Genomic DNA, 18,696 nt, shown 5'->3' on the forward strand with positions numbered 1-18,696 from the left:
ATTACACGAATTTACACGAATAAAATTATTAATAAGTATTCGAAAAATTCAGACACAAGTAACTAATTAGTGATAATTAGTGCAATTCGCGGCAAATAAAAAACATAAAAAATTAGAATGAAAAATTTACTTCTTTATATTTTACTAACGGTTTCCTTGGCGGTTTCGGCTCAGGAAAAAGATAAAACATTGCCTGAAGGTAATGAAGAATATAAGCAGAATAAATTTGTTGATGCTGAGGCAAATTATAGAATTTCGGAATCAAAATTCGCAAAACGCGGTGTTGCTTCTTATAACTTAGGAAATACAATTTACAGACAAAATCAGGCGTCTGAAGCTAAATTGGCTTATGCAAAAGCAATTAAAAATTCCAAATCAAAATCTGACAAACATAAAGCCTATCATAACTTAGGAAATGTTTTTATGAAAGAGAAAGATTATACGCAGGCAGTTGAAGCTTACAAACAAGCATTGCGTAATGACCCGACGGATGATGAAACGCGTTACAACTATGCCTACGCCAAACAAAAGCTAAAAGAAAATCCTCCTAAAAACGATAAAAACAAAGACAAAAATAAGGATAAGGACAAAGACAAGGATAAAAATAAAGATAAGGACAAGGATAAAGACAAAAACAAGGACAAAGATAAAGATAAGGACAAAAAAGACGACAAAGGAGATAAAGACAAGGATAAAAAAGATGGTAAAAATGATCCGAAGAAAGACGACAAGTCTGACAATAAAGGAGAACCAAAACCACAGCCTGGCGGAATTTCAAAAGAACGTGTTCAGAATTTATTAGATGCCGTAAATAACGAAGAAAAGAAAATTCAGGATAAGGTAAATGCTCAAAAAGTAAAAGGCAATCCTAGAAAAACAGAAAAAGACTGGTAGTTTTTTATGGTTAACCGTTTATTCGTTTAACTGTTAATTTGATAACAACTTTAACGACTAAGCAATAAAACATTAAAAAAAACGATTAAACAAATTAACAATTAAACAGTTAAACAAAACTGAAACAATTAATGAAAAGATATTTAATTCTATTACTATTCACTTTTCAGGGGCTTATGGCTCAAGTTCAATTTGAAGCCAAAGTAAGCAAAAACACGCTTGGACTTAACGAAAGACTTCGTATTGACTTTATTATGAATGTTGATGGAGATAACTTTGACCAGCCAAATTTTGAAGGATTTAGAGTGGTTGCAGGACCAAGTCAGCAAGTAAGTCAATCGTGGATTAATGGCCGAAGTTCTTTTCAAAAAATTTACTCTTATATTTTACAGCCTGCGCAAAAAGGGACTGTAACTATTAAACAGGCCACAATTGAGTTTAATGGGCAAATCTACAAAACAGCACCTATAAAGATTGTTGTTACCAATGCTGTTGCCGAAGAAAGGGATCCGAATGACAGACCACAAGGTTCCGGAAGCGAAACTTTAAATCTTGTTGCCGAAATTTCGAAAACAAGCCCTTACTTGAACGAACCTATTACGGTAGTTTATAAATTATACTTTAATAACATTGGTGTTACCGGTTTTAAAGAACTGGCAAAACCAAAATACAATGATTTCTGGAATCAAAATATTGACATCAAACAATTAAAGATCGAAGAAGGAACTTATCAAGGTCAGAGATGTTATTTTGTAGTCTTGAAAAAAACCATCTTATACCCTCAAAAATCAGGTCGATTAACCATTGAACCGCTTTCGTTAGACATTGGTGTTCAATTGCCTACAAATCGCCGTGATATGTTTGGGCAAATGATTTTATCTGATGATAATAAAATAGTTTCGGCCGGAGCAAAAACTATTAATGTAAGACCTCTTCCTGAAGCTACTAAACCGGAAGGATTTAGTGGGGCAGTTGGTAAATTTAATTTTACGGTTACACCATCAAGAACAACTTTAAAAAGTGGCGAAAGTCTTGATTTATATGTAAGTGCCAGTGGAAGCGGAAACATGAAATTGTTTACTTTACCAAAACCGGTGGTGCCAAATGCACTTGAAATGTATGATCCTGTTCATGACGAAAAAGTAACCACAACATTGTCTGGAATGTCTGGAAAAATCTCAGACAAGTACACTATTATTCCGCAATACAAAGGAAAATATGCCATAAAAGCAATGCAGTTTTCATACTTTGATTTGAATTCCGGCTCTTATAAAACCATAAATTCTCCGGAAATTATGATTGATGTTCTCGACGGACCAATGCAGGCGGAAGCAAATGCAACAGCAAGCGCGTCAAAAAATGTGATTTCGAAAACAGAACAATTTAAATACATAAAATCAAAAACCAATCTGGTTTCGATTGCCAAAGATGATTTTTACGGTTCCAATTTATATTATACGCTATTGTTCCTGCCTTTTGTGATTTTACCAATTATTATCTTAGCTAAGAAGAAAAAAGAAGCGATTGATAGTGACGTTACAGGAAACAGAATCAAAATGAACAATAAATTGGCAAAGAAATATTTATCTGAAGCCAAGAAACAGCTTAACAATAAAGAGCCGTTTTATATTGCATTGGAAAAAGCAATGCACAATTTCCTAAAAGCGAAATTGCATATTGAAACCTCGGAAATGAGCAAAGACAATATTCGCGAATTATTATTGTCGAGAAATGCAAATCCGGAAACGGTTCAAAGTTTTATTGTTTTAACAGAAAACTGCGAATATGCACGTTATGCTCCGGCTTCTAGCGCTTCGATTCAGCAGGATTATGATAAGGCTGTTTTGATTATTTCGGAATTAGAAAAACAAATCGTTTAGTTTTAACCGCGACGTTAATTTTACCGCAAAGTGCGCTAAGAAAAAGTGATTTTGATTGTGTTGATTTTAAGTTCGCAAAGTTTTGAAACTTCTTAAACATAAAAATATTGTTATTGTCAAATCGAGCGGAGTCGAGATTTAATTGAGCTTCGACTCCGCTCAGCTTGACAAATGAAAAATAGAAACAAATGAAAAACATACTATATCTCTTTTTATTAATCTCTCAGGTTTTCTTTGCTCAAAACGGCTTTGAAAAAGGGAATGCTTTTTACCAAAAAGCCCAATATAAGGAAGCGGTTCAGGAGTACGAAAGCGTTATTAAAGAAGACAAGCAGCAATCTGCTGAGTTATATTTTAATTTGGCTAATGCTTATTATAAACTGAACAAAGTAGCGCCTTCTATTTACAATTATGAGAAAGCTTTGGTTTTAAAACCAAATGATGCTGAAATTTTAAACAATTTGAGATTCGCCAAAAAATTAACTATTGACGAAATCAAAGAAGTTCCAAAAGTAGGTTTCGCAAAACTGATTCAGAATTTTACGGGCATTTTTACCTATAATACCTGGGCGGTAATTTCGGTTGGAATTGCTTTTGCTTTCTTGCTAAGTTTTATTGGCTATTATTTTTCTCAGCTTACGGTTTCAAAAAGAATTTATTTCATCGGAATGTTTGTTTTCCTGATTGCTTTAGGTTTAAGTATCGCTGCCGGAATGGCCGAAAAAGATCATTATGACAACGATCGCCCGGCAATTGTTTTTGCTGAAGTTAGCGAAGTGCGAAGTGAACCTCAAAAAGCAGGATCGGCTATTTTCTTATTACATGAAGGTGCAAAAGTTTACGTTATTGAAACTTTAGGACAATGGAAAAAAATAGAATTAACAGACGGAACAGAAGGCTGGATTGATTCTTTGACCATTAAAGAAGTAAAGTAGAAAATTTTAAAATTCAAATAAAAAAATCCCAAATTCCAATTGTTATAGCTTGGGATTTGGTTTTTTTGTTTTCAATCCTTCACCCCGCAAATTGTAGAGACGCACAGCAGTGCGTCTACACCCAGCATATCAACAAAGATTGCGTACACGCACTGCTGTGCGTCTCTACGATTTTGCAGGTGGGGAATTTAAAATGTATATATTTTCTCAGGCGTCACACAATAATCCAATTTTACATCCGATTCAAAAACATCATCGATTTGGTTTACGGCTTCGAAGAACGAAAGACCAATTTTAATGGTTTCCGGTTTGCATTCTGCTAAAAATTTATCGTAAAAACCTTTTCCGTAACCAATACGGTTTCCAAAAATATCAAAAGCCAAAAGAGGAACAAAAACTACTTCAATAGTTTCAGACGGAACCGGCAAACCATTTACTGGTTCGGGAATATTGTATTCGTTTTTTTTGATTTTGGTATTATCCGTCAATAAAAAATGAGACATCTTTCTGGTTTCAAAATCACTTTTTGAAATCACAATTTCTTTATCTTTTCCGGAAAGCAAATGCAAAATGTATTCTGTATTGACTTCTTTTTGTTCTTCTATCGGAAGAAAAACATGATAATAGGTTTTATTCCAAATAGGCAATTGCAGTAATTCATTGGCTACAGCCAGACTTTTTTCTTCAATTTCGTCAGGCGAAATCCCTTTTCGAAGACTTTTATACTGTAATCGTAGTTCTTTTTTATTCGTCGGCATCTTCTTCTCCTGGATTATTTTTAGAAATGTGATAAATAGCATCGCCTTCATAAACAATTGGCGAATGATTGGCGTTGATTACATAACCTTCATGCGGTGCTTTTACCTTTTGTTCGAATTTACCAAAAGGGTCTGTAATGATTGCTAAAATTGTTCCTTTGGTAACAAACTTTCCAATCAAATTATAATCGTGCAATAAACCGGAACATTTGGCACGAAGCCAAACCGAGTTTTTAATAAAAATTGAAGGACTTTCAGGTTCTTCTACAATTTGATTTGGATCAAGCATCCCTAAATAATTTAGTAAACGCTTCACTCCCATCACACCTTCATTTGCAATAACATTATTGATATCTAATGATTTTCCACCTTCAAAAAGCAACATTTTTACATTGGCTTTTTCTGATGTATTCCTGAAAGAACCACTAATATTTTTAGAATAAAGTGTAAATGGGGCATTAAATATATCTGCCAAAAGTTTTAATTCCTTATTATTTTCTGTGATCCTGATTTGGGGAGCATTAAATCTGCTTGCACCTCCGGCATGAAAATCGACTGCGTAATCTATAATCGGTAAAATTTCGGCAACGATATGAAAAGCAAAACGGCTCGCCAAAGATCCTTTTTTACTTCCCGGAAAAACACGATTTAAATCACGTCCATCAGGAAACTCCCGGGATTTATTTACAAAACCATAAATATTAATAATCGGAATACAAATTATGGTACCCCGAATTGGTCGATTTATTTTCTTGCTAATAATCTGGCGCACAATTTCGACACCATTTATTTCATCGCCGTGAATTCCGGCTGAAAACAAAACCACCGGACCATCAAGCTTGGAGCGACGTACAATAATGGGAATATTCAGTTTTGTAGTAGTATGTAATCGGGCAATTTCGACGTTTATCGTTTTGTGTTCTCCTGGCAAAACCGGTTCGCCAAAGATAATCATGGGCTTATTATTTTTCATATGAATTATAAAATCTAAATATAGAAATTATATTTTAAATCTATATATTTGACCCAAATACTTAAGCTTTTAGTCGCTTATTTCACTCAAAAATTTAAAAACATTATGAAAAAAATAGTCCTTTTATTTAGTGCAGTAACATTACTTGTTTCCTGTATGAGTAAAGAAGAAAAAATGAAAGAAGCGGAAACAGACGGAAACGAAGCAATCGCTGTAAAATCTAAATTAATTGAAGGTGCAGGAAAGGCACTTCAGGAAGAAGGAAAAGCCGCAGCTAAAAGTGCATCAAAAGGAATTGGAGATGTAATAAAAGGAATAAATTCGGGAATGAGCGAGAGTATAAATAACTCAAAAGTTATTGCTGATCCCGGATTTACTGCAAATTTTGATGAATGTAAAGCTGAAAAGATCTACGGAGCCGATGCAGAAAAGCATAAAAAAGTCACTATTTACTTAATCGCAAAAAAAGATTTTAAGGGTAAAATACTTTTAAAAGCTTTCAATGAAGATAAAAAAGAAATTGGAAGAAGTAATATGGAAGTTTCTATTAAAAAAGACGATGCAAAATATGTAGACTTTGAGTTTGACGAAAGAACACATTTGCTACAAACGGAATACTTCACGATTAAATAAAAATGCCAGATAAAAAAGAGTCCGTTTTATAAAAAGCGGACTCTTTTTTTTTGAAGAAACTTAAAAGAATGATTCATAATTTAAACTCAAAAGTTTAAATTTGTTCTATGCAAAAACCGTCTTTAGAACTTCAAATACAAACCTTGCCGGACAATCCCGGCGTGTATCAATATTATGACAAGGACGACAAAATATTGTATGTTGGCAAAGCCAAAAATCTAAAAAAAAGGGTCTCTTCTTATTTTAATAAAATTCACGATACACGAAAAACGAATGTTTTGGTTCGAAAAATTGTAACCATCAAACATATCGTTGTTCCTACCGAAACAGATGCGCTTTTATTAGAAAATAACCTGATCAAAACATTGCAGCCGCGTTATAATGTGTTGTTGCGCGATGATAAAAGTTATCCATGGATCTGCATTAAAAAAGAACCTTTTTCGAGAATATTTTTAACCCGAAGAATGGTAAAAGACGGGTCTGAATATTTTGGACCCTATACGAATTTCAAAATGGTGCATACAATTCTGGATTTAATCAAAGAATTGTATCCGTTAAGAACTTGCAATTACGATTTAAGTCAATCGAATATCAATTCGGGTAAATTTAAAGTTTGTCTCGAATATCATATTGGCAATTGCAAAGGTCCTTGCGAAGGCCATGAATCGTTTGAAGATTATCAAAGACAAATTGATGCTATTCGCGAAATTCTGAAAGGAAATTTCAAAGAAAGCATGAAAGATTTTAAGCGTTTGATGAATGATTATGCGCAGAACCTACATTTTGAAGAAGCGCAAAAAATCAAAGAAAAAATAGAAATTCTTGAGAATTACCAATCGAGATCAACGATTGTAAACCCAAAAATTACCAATATCGACGTATTTTCGATTGTATCGGATGAAAGTGCGGCTTATGTGAATTTTCTACAAATTTCTCATGGCTCGATCATTCGTTCGCACACCATGGAAATCAAGAAAAAGCTGGACGAAACCGATGAAGAATTATTAGAACTGGCGATTATAGAAATGCGCGAACGTTTTAATTTATTATCAAGAGAAGTAATTGTTCCGTTTGAAATTGATTTGGGAGAAAAAATAAAAACAACCGTTCCGCAGCTTGGCGATAAAAAACAAATTCTGGATTTATCAATCAGAAATGCCAAATTTTACAGAATTGAACAGTTAAAACAATTGCAAATTGTAGATCCTGACCGACACGTAAATCGCATCATGGCACAAATGCAAAAAGATTTGCGTTTGCCTGTAGAACCGCGCCATATTGAATGTTTTGATAACTCGAATATACAGGGAACCAATCCCGTTGCTGCCTGCGTAGTTTTTAAAGACGGAAAAGCCAGCAAAAAAGATTATCGTCATTTTAACGTAAAAACTGTTGAAGGTCCCGACGATTTTGCGTCGATGACCGAAATTGTCTATCGCCGTTACAAAAGATTACTGGATGAAAATGAACCGCTCCCACAATTGATTATTATTGATGGAGGAAAAGGGCAATTATCTGCTGCTTTAAAAAGTATTGACGATTTAGGTTTAAGAGGTAAAATTGCCATTATCGGGATTGCAAAACGACTCGAAGAATTATTTTATCCCGGAGATTCAATTCCGTTATATTTAGATAAAAAATCTGAAACATTAAAAGTAATACAGCAATTAAGAAACGAAGCGCACCGTTTCGGAATCACGTTTCATCGTGATAAACGAAGCAAAGCCGCGCTCAATTCTTCTGTAGAAAGCATACCGGGCATTGGCGAAAAAACGATGCTTACGTTAATACAGCATTTCAAAAGTGTTAAAAGATTAAAATTGGCTACCGAAAAAGAAATATCTGACGTTGTAGGAGTATCAAAAGCCAAAAAAATTGTCGACTTTTACAAAACCAACTAGTTATTTCTTATGCGCCTAATTCAGCTGTCTATTACGAATACTTGTTCAAAACGATTTTTTTCCATTTCCAACTGGTTTGTTCAGTTGACATTTCTTGCATTCTTATTTTTTAATTCGCAGCAAACATTTTCGCAAGAACAACAAGACAGCGTAAAAAGACCCAAAATTGGTTTGGTTTTAAGTGGTGGAGGCGCCAAAGGATTTGCACATATTGGAGTTTTAAAAGTTTTGGAAGAAGCCGGAATCAAAATCGATTATATTGGCGGAACCAGTATGGGATCTATAATTGGGGGACTTTATGCTTCTGGCTACAACGCCTCTCAAATTGATTCTATTTTCAAGAAAACCAATTTTGACGAATTGATAAACGACTATATTCCGCGTTCGTCTAAAAACTTTTATGGCAAAAAAAATGACGAGTTATATGCCATCGTTTTGCCTTTCAGTAATTTCAGAGTCGGTATTCCCGAAGCACTTTCAAAGGGAATGTACAATTATAATTTATTAAGCAGTTTAACCCGCAATGTTAGGCATGTTCGCGATTTTAATAAATTACCAACTCCGTTTTTATGTATCGGTACAAACATCGAAACCGGCGAAGAGGTTTTATTAAACAAAGGCAATCTGGTTCAGGCAATGATGGCCAGTGCGGCTTTTCCTTCCCTTTTTACTCCGGTAGAAATCGACGGAAAATTATTGGTTGATGGTGGCGTCGTTAATAATTATCCTATAAAAGAAGTTCGTAATCTTGGTGCAGACATTATAATTGGTGTTGATGTTCAGGATGATTTACTGAACAGAAAAAGCCTGAAAAATGCAACCAGAATTTTGGTACAAATCACCAATCTTCAATCGATTGACAAAATGAAAAAGAAAATCAAAGACACCGATGTTTACATAAAACCGGACATTCGTGATTATGGTGTAATTTCATTCGATAAAGGGGAAGAAATAATAAGAAAAGGTGAAGAAGCTGCTTTTGCTGTTTATGAAAAAATTAAAGACCTTACAAACGAAACTACTTTTTATAAAAAACCAAAGCTAAAAATAAGTTCTGATACTATTCAAATTAAAAAAATAAACAGCGATAAACTAGACAATTATACTAAAGAATATATTCGCGGAAAACTTCGTTTTAAACCCGGAAGTACTATTACGTATGATGATTTAAAAGCCGGAATGAACAATCTGGATGCCACACAAAACTTTAGTGCGATTTCTTATTGTTTACAGCCAGATGGAAATGAGGATGATTTAGATTTAGTATTAAGAGAAAATCCAACGCAAACGTATTTGAAATTGGGTTTGCATTATGATGGACTTTATAAAAGTGGAATTTTATTAAATCTTACACATAAAAAAACATTCTTAAAAAATGATGTAACTTCTCTAGATATTATTTTGGGAGATAACTTTAGGTATGATTTTAATTATTATGTTGAAAATGGTTTTAATATAAGTTTTGGATTTCGTTCGAGATTAAATCAATTTAATCGAAATGTGACCAATAGTTTCAGCAGTTTAATTACAGAAAGTCCGGGGAATTTAATTAACGTTGACTTTATGGATGTTACGAATCAGGCTTATTTTCAAACTATTTTTGTGCAAAAATTTTTAATGGGCGGCGGGCTTGAATACAAATATTTGAAAATAAATTCGCCAACACTTTCTAATGAGGAGAACATTATCGAAAAAAGCAGCTATTTTAGTGTTTTCGGATATTTAAAATACGATTCTTTAGATAATAAAAGTTTCCCTCACTCGGGAGTCTATTTTTCTACAGATGTGCAAACCTATTTGGCATCTTCAGATTATACACGAAAATTCAAACCTTTCTCTACAGCAAAGGCAGAAATTGCTTTTGTTGACAGGTTATTCAAAAAAGCTACTTTTAAAATCGAAGCCGACGCCGGATTCAATATTGGCAGTGACAGCGTTCCTTTTTTTGATTATATACTGGGTGGATACGGTTATAACAAGATCAATAATTTTAATTATTTCTACGGATATGATTTTTTAAGCATTGCGGGAAACAGTTATATAAAAACAGCTTTGACGCTTGATTATGAAATATTGAAAAAAAATCACGTTAATATTTCTGCCAATTATGCCAATCTTGGTGACGATATTTTTACGACTGTTGACTGGGTTTCTATGCCAAAATATTCTGGTTACGCTATTGGCTACGGTCTGGAAACAATTATAGGACCAATCGAAATTAAGCATTCATGGTCGCCGGAAATGTCAAAAAGTTTTACCTGGTTTAGTATTGGTTTTATGTTTTAATCCTGACTTTAATTTTTAACCGCAATGATTTACGCTAAGTTCGCAAAGTTATTTTAGATAAAGCTTTGCGAACTTTGTGTTTTATAAAAACCTACTAAAATAACTTTGCGCACCTTGCGGTTAAATTTTTAGTGCTCAAATTTTGCCTTAATGGAGAAAAAAATTGAATTATTTTGCAACTATATCGTTGTAATGTCAAAAATTTTAGATTAATTTGCGTCTATAAATGATATGATTTATAATTTAAATCAATAAAAATTACGACATTTGTTATAATGAAAACAAAATGGACAGGTTTATTAGAATATCTTCAATTCCTCATCAAGAGAAATCCTGAGTGAAACCAACGAATTGAGATGATTAGTCAATGATAGAATTGATCTGATTATCTGTTCACACAATTCACCTTTTTCGAATTATCTAATTTACAAATTATCTAATTGAAAAGCCATGCCATTATATCATAAACTTGGAGATTTCCCTCAAAAGAGACACACACAATTCGAAAAACCTAACGGAGGTTTTTATTATGAACAATTATTTGGAACCGAAGGTTTTCACGGACATTCGTCATTATCATATCATGTTCACAGACCAACTCAGGTTAAGGAAATTTTAAACTCTTATTCGGTTGAACCAAAAATTGCAATCGGAAAAAACATAAAATCATTACTATTTAAAGGTTTTGAATTAAAACCGGAGAACGATTTTCTCGACAGCCGCAAAGCCATGATGGTCAATAAAGACTGTATCATTGGACTGGCCGCTCCAAAAGAATCGCTTCGAAATTATTTCTACAAAAATGCCGATGCAGATGAAATGCTTTTCATCCATAAAGGAAAAGGAAAATTAAGAACCATGCTAGGAAATATTCCTTTTGAATATGGAGATTATCTTATTATTCCGAGAGGCATCATCTACCAAATAGAATTTGAAACAGAAGAAAACCGCCTTTTTTACGTCGAATCTTACTCTCCTTTTTATACTCCAAAACGTTATAAAAACCAATCAGGTCAGCATTTAGAGCATTCGCCATTTTGCGAGCGTGATTTTATTCTGCCAAACGAATTGGAAACACATGACGAAAAAGGTGATTTTTTAATTAAAATCAAAAAAGAAGGCATGATTCACGAAGTGGTTTACGCCACACATCCTTTTGACGTTGTGGGTTGGGACGGTTACAATTTCCCATACGGATTTTCAATTCATAATTTTGAACCTATAACGGGACGTGTTCACCAACCGCCTCCGGTGCACCAAACATTTGAAACGGCCACTTTTGTCGTTTGTTCTTTCTGCCCGAGACTTTACGATTATCACCCGAAAGCAATTCCGGCGCCATACAACCACAGCAATATAGATTCAGACGAAGTTTTATATTATGTTGATGGCGATTTTATGAGCCGTAATAACATCGAGCAAGGTCATATCACTTTACATCCAAAAGGAATTCCGCATGGTCCCGCTCCAGGCGCAATGGAACGCAGCATTGGTCACAAAGAAACCCAGGAATTGGCCGTTATGGTTGATACCTTCAGGCCATTAATGGTTACTGAAGAAGCAATGGGATTGGATGATGGTCAGTATTACAAGTCGTGGACGGAGTAACTTTTTAATGTGGCAATGTGTAAATTAGATAATTAGATAATGTTCTTGAAACCGCATAATAATTAGTCAATTAGAAAACTAGATAATTATAAAAAATGATTTAATTTGTAAATTTAAACTTACGATAAAATAATTATCTGATTATCAAATTTTCTAATTATCACATTAAAAACATGACTTTCAACGAAAAATACAAAGACAATGCTCTTTTAATAAAAACTTTCGATTTTGCCTTAAATATTATTCACTATACGACTGAATTACAAAATCAGAAGAAGTTTGTAATTGCAAATCAATTACTAAAAAGCGGAACATCTATAGGTGCAAATTCGAAATCACAAAATGCAGAAAGTAAAGCTGATTTTATACATAAATTAAAAATAGCAATTAAAGAAGCTGACGAAACAGAATATTGGTTGTTTTTATGTGATGCACACAGAGAATATCCAAATTGCAAACGTTTATTAAATGATCTATCAGAAATTTTAAAAATTTTAAATAAAATAATATCAACATCAAAAATGAAATGAATTAGATAATTTGTCAATGTGTTAATGAGATAATTTTTATCGGAACGCACATTACCTAATTTTCTAATTGACTCATTTTCTAATTAAAAAATTATGAGTAAAGAAGTAAAATCAGTAGAATACGGTTTAGAAAAAATATTTGAAGGAGCGCAGGACTTCCTTCCATTATTAGGAACCGATTATGTAGAATTCTACGTAGGAAACGCAAAACAATCTGCACATTATTATAAAACTGCTTTTGGATATCAGTCATTAGCGTATGCAGGATTAGAAACAGGAGTTAGAGACAGAGCATCTTATGTTTTGAAGCAAGACAAAATTAGAATTGTTTTAACAACGCCATTAGCGCAAGATTCTCCAATTCACGCACATCTTCAAAAACACGGCGACGGTGTAAAAGTTGCTGCTCTTTGGGTTGAAGATGCGAGAAGTGCTTATGAAGAAACCATCAAACGCGGCGCTCGCTCTTTTATGGAACCAACGGTTGAATCAGATGAGTTTGGAGAAGTCGTTCGTTCCGGAATTTATACATATGGAGAAACGGTTCACATTTTTGTAGAAAGAAAAAACTATAACGGAGTTTTCCTGCCAGGTTACAAAGAATGGAAATCTGACTATAACCCGGAACCAACAGGATTAAAATATATTGATCACATGGTTGGAAATGTGGGTTGGAATGAAATGAATACCTGGGTAAAATTCTATGAAGAAGTTATGGGATTTGTAAATTTCCTTTCTTTTGATGATAAACAGATTACTACAGAATATTCTGCATTGATGAGTAAAGTAATGTCGAATGGAAACGGAAGAATTAAATTTCCAATCAACGAACCTGCAGAAGGAAAGAAAAAATCTCAAATTGAAGAATATTTAGATTTTTATGGCGGTCCCGGAATTCAGCATATTGCGATTGCTACAGATGATATTATAAAAACAGTTTCACAGCTAAAAGCACGCGGTGTTGAATTTTTATCTGCGCCTCCTCACACTTATTATGAAGCAATTCCTGAAAGATTAGGTGTGCATATGGGAATGATGAAAGAAGATATTAACGAAATTGAGAAACTGGCCATTATGGTCGATGCCGATGAAGATGGGTATTTATTACAAATATTTACGAAGCCGGTTCAGGACAGACCAACGCTATTTTTTGAAATTATTCAAAGAATGGGGGCAAAAGGATTTGGCGCAGGGAACTTTAAAGCCCTTTTTGAGTCAATCGAAAGAGAACAAGAACTGAGAGGAACTTTGTAAAATCGCATTATTTTTACATTAAATCGAATAATTCTCTGTAAAGTGATGCTTTTTATGCAAATGTTATGTTAAACTTGCCTTTTGCTATTTGTTTTTTGAACTTTCTATCTATCTTTGCACTCGCAAATCAGGAAGGGGTGGTTTCCTTCCGAATTGATATAAATTTCATAATTTATAGTTTTTTGGTTAGTTAATAGCATAAAAACTCAGTCATTTTTGACTGAGTTTTTTTGTTTTGGTACATTTGGAATAGAATTTGCATTTAATTACCTTTATAATGAAATGTAAAAATTGTACTATGAAAAAGTTAGTTCTCATCATATTAGCCCTTACCGTTCTCAGTTTCGACGCCCAAAAAGAAGATGCTTTTGATACTGGTGAATATTTTAAATTCAGAATCCATTATGGAATTGTAAATGCCGGTTATGCCACACTCGAAGTTAAAGATGCAACTGTAAATAACAAAAAAGTTTTTCATGCCATAGGTAAAGGATACACTACCGGAATGTCAAAATTTTTCTTCAAAGTTGAAGATTTATACGAAAGCTATTTCGACAAACAAACAGGTGAACCCTATCGTTATGTTAGAAAAATTGACGAAGGTGGATATACCAAAAATCAGGAAGGTATTTTTAACCAAAGTGAAAATAGAGTTTTAGTAAAAGATTATAAACGAAAAACCGAAAAAACAATTCTTCTTACTGATAATGTGCAGGATATTGTTTCGTCTTTTTATTACTTGCGAAATCATCCCAACATTGATAAATTAAAATCTGGAGAGTCTATTACAATCGACATGTTTTTTGATGAAGAAATCACAAAATTTAAGTTAAAATATGTAGGTCGTCAGGATATTACAACTAAATTTGGAACCGTTTCTACAATGGTCTTTAAACCAATGGTACAAACAGGAAGAGTTTTTAAAGAAAAAGAAAGTTTAACTCTTTGGATATCCGACGATAACAATAAAGTTCCGGTTAGAATAAAAGCAGATCTTGCAGTAGGATCCCTCAAAGCAGATCTCGATGAATATAAAGGATTAAAAAATCCATTTAAAGTAAAAAAATAATGAACACCACAGATAATTCTGAATCACTTTTAAAAGAAATTGACCTTAAATTTCAAGCTATAAATCAGAAAACAGATGTACAACTTGAAGGTTTACTTTGGTCAAAGCCAATTACATATTGGGATTACATTCAGACTGATGCACTTTTAAATTTACAAATTCAGCGCACGACGCTTCCTGACGAAATGGTTTTTATCATGTACCATCAGGTAAACGAATTGATTTTTAAAATGATCTTGTGGGAAATTGATCAAATTGCTGATACAGAAAATATTCAGGTAGATTTTTTTAGTGAAAGATTATCCAGAATCACACGTTATTTTGACATGCTTACGAATTCGTTTAGCATTATGGAAAATGGAATGGAAGTGGATCAATACATGAAATTCAGAAATACTTTGACTCCCGCCAGTGGTTTTCAAAGCGCACAATACAGATTAATTGAATTTGCATCTACGGATGTTATCAATTTGACAGATCGCAGATACAAAGAAAGTTTTGATGAAAATACAGATCCGGAAACCAGTTTCGAACATTTGTATTGGCAGGCAGCAGGAAAAGATTATCAAACCGGAAAAAAATCGTATTTGCTTCAGGAATTCGAAAACAAATATAAAGATCAGTTTTTGCGTCAAATGTCATCATTCAAAACAAAAAACATCTGGCAAAAATTTACTCAATTACCCCAGGCAGATCAGCAAAATGAGGAATTAATTAAGGCAATGCGTCATTATGATCAAACGGTAAACATTACATGGGTAATGCAACATCTTAATACTGCAAGAAAATACATACTGGAAAGCGGAAAAGGCAATGGCGAGGCAACTGGCGGAAGCGATTGGCAAAAATATATGCATCCAAAATTTCAAAGACGCATCTTTTTTCCTAAATTGTGGACCGAAGAAGAATTGTCCAATTGGGGAAATGAAACTACTGTTTAATTTCTCAAAAATTTTAAAAGTTTGAAAAAAGCATTCGTAATTATAATAGTATTATTTTCCATATTTTCATGTAACAAAACTGCTGAAAAAGTAGAAACTAAAATTAGCAAACCAAAATCTAAAAAAATAGAATTTGGTTTTAATTACGGTGACTTTAATGTACTTCAAGATACTATAAAAAAAGGAGATTCTTTTGGATCTATTTTTCAGGGTCAAAATATTGGCGACAAAAAAGTGTATGATATTGTCGAGCAGGTGAAAGATTCTTTTGACGTAAGAACGATTCGATACAATAAGCCTTACACACTTCTTCGATCTAAAAACAAAACCAACAATTTAGAGGTATTTATTTATCAGCCAGATGCTTTAACTTATTATGTAATTGATGTTAGAGATAGTATTGCAAAAGCTTATAAAAAAATAAAACCTGTAACTTTTAAACGTAAAATAATTGGCGGGGTTTTAAAAACCTCTTTATCTGAAACTTTAGGAGACGAAAGCGTTGAAACAGCTCTTGCCAGCAGAATTACCAAAGTATTCTCATGGTCTATTGACTTTTTTAAATTAAAAAAAGGAGATCGTTACGGATTAATTTTTACTGAACGTTTTATAAACGGAAAAGTTTATGATGGCGTTGAAGAACTTGAAGCGGCATTTTTTGAATATAAAGGAAAAATTATTTATGCTTTCCCTTTTGAAAAAGATACACTTTCAGGAAAAGTAGAATATTATGATGATGAAGGAAAGACGCTGAAAAACTTCTTCTTAAAAACTCCAATTAAATTCAGCCGAATCACTTCACGATTTACAATGAATAGATTTCATCCGGTACAACACACCTGGAAAGCACACAAAGGAACTGATTATGCAGCTCCAACAGGAACACCAATTTCTACTACTGCATCCGGAGTTGTTGAAGCGACAGGTTATACCGCCGGAAACGGGAACTTTGTAAAAGTAAAACACAACGGCACCTACTCTACTCAATATCTGCACATGTCCAGAATTTTAGTAAAACGCGGACAAAGAGTTACACAGGGACAAAAAATAGGATTAGTGGGAAGCACAGGATTAGCTTCTGGCCCACACGTTTGTTATCGTTTCTGGAAAAACGGAATTCAGGTTGATGCACTTCGATTAAATCTTCCAACGGGAGAATCTTTAACAGGAAATGACAAAACCCGTTTTTTACATCAAATGGAACCTTTAAAAAGAGAATTGGATAGCATTGGGAATTTGTAATATTCTTTTTTTAATAACTAAGGAAAAGGTTTTACTTTACGACTTAATAGAAATTAACAAAAAACTTTGGTGTTAGATTTGATAAAATCAATAATTAATTAAAAATCAGTAAAACTCAAGATACAAAACTGAATTCATTTAAAACTTCGTATATTTGTAGCATAATTTTTACTTTTATTAAATACAGAAAATGGCGACTACGATTAAAATAACTCCAGTAGTAAAAGGTGACGAATCTAAAAGATTTAATACTGTCATATCCTCAAGTAAAACAAATAAAATTTCTGAAGAAAAAAAAGCTAAAATTTTTTCTCTGGTAAGCAAGGTTATGGCAAAAAAAGCATAACAAATGGATTTATCCGATTTTACTTTTTCATTATTAAACGATGATGATGTTTTAGAGTATTTTGATTGTGAGGATGACGAAATAAATGAATTTTTATTTGAAGATTCTAAAAAATTTCAGAACGAAAAAATCACAAATACTTATTTGTTTAAAGAAACTAATCAAATAGTTGCTTTTTTTTCGATATCAAATGATTGCTTGAATGACTTAGGTTATGAAAACTCCATTTGGAATAGACTTCACAGAAAAATTAAGCTACCAAACGAGAAAAGAATCAGACAATATCCAGCTGTTAAAATAGCACGATTGGGAATTGACAAAAACTATAAGGGCAATGGGCTTTCGCATCAAATTCTGGACTTTATTAAAGGATGGACTTTTATTGAACACAAACCCGCATGTCGATTATTAATATTGGATGCTTATAATAAACCTGTTCAGCTTTCTACTTATCAAAAAAACGATTTCATCTTTCTATTGGATTCTGATAAGAATGAGAGACATAGATTTATGTATTTTGACTTGATTAGATTAGAAAAATAAGCTTAAACAAACCTTGGTCAAAGATTTTATAATTGAAATGTAAAATATATCACCTAGAATACTTCTTCCTAAATTCAGAAGGATTTATCCCTTTATGTTTTCTAAAAACCTTATTGAAATGACTTTCATCTGAAAAATGAAGTTCGTCAGCAATTTCGTTTATCCTCATATCTGTATTTAAAAGTCTCGCTTCAATTAATCTCAATTTATAATTAGAAATATATTCCTGTAATGTTTCTCCGGTTTGTTTTTTAAAGTACTTTCCGAGATAATTCATAGAAATATTAAAATGTGCACTAATTACATTTGCTTTTAATTCCTTCGGATTATAAATGTTTTCCTGAATATAATGTAATATTTCGAGTACCTTTTCTCCGGTAGCTTCTTTAATATTCTTTGGTAATTTTAAAGCAATATTTCTCGCTACAATTGTGATTATTGCATTTACAATTTGCTCTGTTATCTTTTGATGATAAATTTGCTGATTTGTTTGTTCGTTCATAACACTTTCAATAAGCGAAGCAATCAAGGGTTTGTCGACTGTATTTTTTAAAATACATCCCGGACGATGACTTGCGTTTTGCAAAATATATTCCATACGCTGTACTGTTTCCTGCATTCCTTTTTGAGCATTTGTTTTGATGTAATATTCGTTAAATCGCAGAAAGAAGAATTTTGTTGGCGTCAAAATTTCAAACGAATGTACATCCTGAGGTGTAACAAGAAATAAATTTCCTGCACGATATTGAAATTGATTATTATTGATAATCTGAATTCCCGTTCCGCTCACAACATATATCAATTCAAAAAAATTATTCTTCCGCGTTGTTTTCGGGAACTGTTCAAGTTCTTTCACATCGACTTCAAAAGGGAGATATAAGTTTGTGTTTGTCATCATGCTAA

At 33.0% G+C, this 18,696-nt stretch carries 16 protein-coding genes; 13 read left to right on the top strand and 3 right to left on the bottom strand.

The window, feature by feature from the left end; genetic code table 11:
- Positions 1 to 117: 117 nt before the first annotated feature.
- From SD960_RS14645 to SD960_RS14655, 3 genes are all read left to right on the top strand, one after another.
- A complete protein-coding gene (locus SD960_RS14645; protein ID WP_318804284.1) occupies positions 118 to 894 on the top strand; it encodes a tetratricopeptide repeat protein in 777 nt (258 codons plus the stop codon).
- A 131-nt stretch (positions 895 to 1,025) separates the two neighbouring features.
- Positions 1,026 to 2,774, top strand: coding sequence for a BatD family protein (locus SD960_RS14650; protein WP_318804286.1), 1,749 nt, complete (start codon positions 1,026 to 1,028; stop codon positions 2,772 to 2,774).
- Positions 2,775 to 2,962: 188 nt separating this feature from the next.
- Complete coding sequence (locus tag SD960_RS14655; RefSeq protein ID WP_318804288.1) at positions 2,963 to 3,709, top strand: tetratricopeptide repeat protein; 747 nt, start codon at positions 2,963 to 2,965, stop codon at positions 3,707 to 3,709.
- A 188-nt stretch (positions 3,710 to 3,897) separates the two neighbouring features.
- Here the strand turns inward: SD960_RS14655 and SD960_RS14660 are convergent, their stop codons facing one another.
- A complete protein-coding gene (locus SD960_RS14660) occupies positions 3,898 to 4,467 on the bottom strand; it encodes a 5-formyltetrahydrofolate cyclo-ligase (RefSeq protein ID WP_318804290.1) in 570 nt (189 codons plus the stop codon).
- Positions 4,454 to 5,440 (bottom strand): succinylglutamate desuccinylase/aspartoacylase family protein, encoded by a 987-nt coding sequence (locus SD960_RS14665; protein ID WP_318804291.1) that lies wholly within the window; start codon positions 5,438 to 5,440, stop codon positions 4,454 to 4,456. Before SD960_RS14665 ends, SD960_RS14660 begins: the two co-directional genes overlap by 14 nt.
- Before the next feature lie 105 nt (positions 5,441 to 5,545).
- On the opposite strand from SD960_RS14665, the gene SD960_RS14670 reads away from it, so the two are divergent.
- The 10 genes from SD960_RS14670 to SD960_RS14715 all read left to right on the top strand — a co-directional run bounded on the left by SD960_RS14670 (position 5,546) and on the right by SD960_RS14715 (position 17,793).
- Entirely contained in the window at positions 5,546 to 6,073 is a 528-nt protein-coding gene (locus SD960_RS14670) for a hypothetical protein (RefSeq protein ID WP_318804292.1), read from the top strand.
- 107 nt (positions 6,074 to 6,180) lie between these two features.
- Positions 6,181 to 7,974 carry an excinuclease ABC subunit UvrC gene (uvrC, locus tag SD960_RS14675; protein WP_318804294.1) on the top strand — a complete coding sequence of 598 codons (1,794 nt, stop codon included), beginning with the start codon at positions 6,181 to 6,183 and terminating at the stop codon, positions 7,972 to 7,974.
- 9 nt (positions 7,975 to 7,983) lie between these two features.
- Entirely contained in the window at positions 7,984 to 10,260 is a 2,277-nt protein-coding gene (locus SD960_RS14680; protein WP_318804296.1) for a patatin-like phospholipase family protein, read from the top strand.
- Positions 10,261 to 10,710: 450 nt separating this feature from the next.
- Positions 10,711 to 11,868, top strand: a complete 1,158-nt coding sequence (locus SD960_RS14685; protein WP_264525603.1) for a homogentisate 1,2-dioxygenase — start codon at positions 10,711 to 10,713, stop codon at positions 11,866 to 11,868.
- Between the two features lie 173 nt (positions 11,869 to 12,041).
- Positions 12,042 to 12,398, top strand: a complete 357-nt coding sequence (locus SD960_RS14690; RefSeq protein WP_318804299.1) for a four helix bundle protein — start codon at positions 12,042 to 12,044, stop codon at positions 12,396 to 12,398.
- Between the two features lie 93 nt (positions 12,399 to 12,491).
- Complete coding sequence (gene hppD, locus SD960_RS14695; protein ID WP_318804300.1) at positions 12,492 to 13,652, top strand: 4-hydroxyphenylpyruvate dioxygenase; 1,161 nt, start codon at positions 12,492 to 12,494, stop codon at positions 13,650 to 13,652.
- Between the two features lie 298 nt (positions 13,653 to 13,950).
- The gene (locus tag SD960_RS14700; RefSeq protein ID WP_318804301.1) at positions 13,951 to 14,721 is read left to right on the top strand and encodes a DUF3108 domain-containing protein; all 771 of its coding nucleotides are present in this window, start codon (positions 13,951 to 13,953) and stop codon (positions 14,719 to 14,721) included.
- Positions 14,721 to 15,662 (top strand): tryptophan 2,3-dioxygenase family protein, encoded by a 942-nt coding sequence (locus SD960_RS14705; RefSeq protein WP_042565493.1) that lies wholly within the window; start codon positions 14,721 to 14,723, stop codon positions 15,660 to 15,662. The genes SD960_RS14700 and SD960_RS14705 overlap by 1 nt, the downstream gene beginning before the upstream one ends.
- Positions 15,663 to 15,683: 21 nt before the next feature.
- The gene (locus tag SD960_RS14710) at positions 15,684 to 16,904 is read left to right on the top strand and encodes a M23 family metallopeptidase (RefSeq protein ID WP_318804302.1); all 1,221 of its coding nucleotides are present in this window, start codon (positions 15,684 to 15,686) and stop codon (positions 16,902 to 16,904) included.
- Positions 16,905 to 17,253: 349 nt separating this feature from the next.
- A complete protein-coding gene (locus tag SD960_RS14715) occupies positions 17,254 to 17,793 on the top strand; it encodes a hypothetical protein (RefSeq protein ID WP_318804304.1) in 540 nt (179 codons plus the stop codon).
- Positions 17,794 to 17,842: 49 nt separating this feature from the next.
- Here SD960_RS14715 and SD960_RS14720 read toward each other — a convergent pair whose 3' ends face one another.
- Positions 17,843 to 18,691, bottom strand: a complete 849-nt coding sequence (locus SD960_RS14720; protein WP_318804306.1) for an AraC family transcriptional regulator — start codon at positions 18,689 to 18,691, stop codon at positions 17,843 to 17,845.
- Positions 18,692 to 18,696 lie beyond the last annotated feature (5 nt).

The sequence above is a fragment of the Flavobacterium sp. MMLR14_040 genome (assembly GCF_033657265.1).
GTDB lineage: Bacteria > Bacteroidota > Bacteroidia > Flavobacteriales > Flavobacteriaceae > Flavobacterium.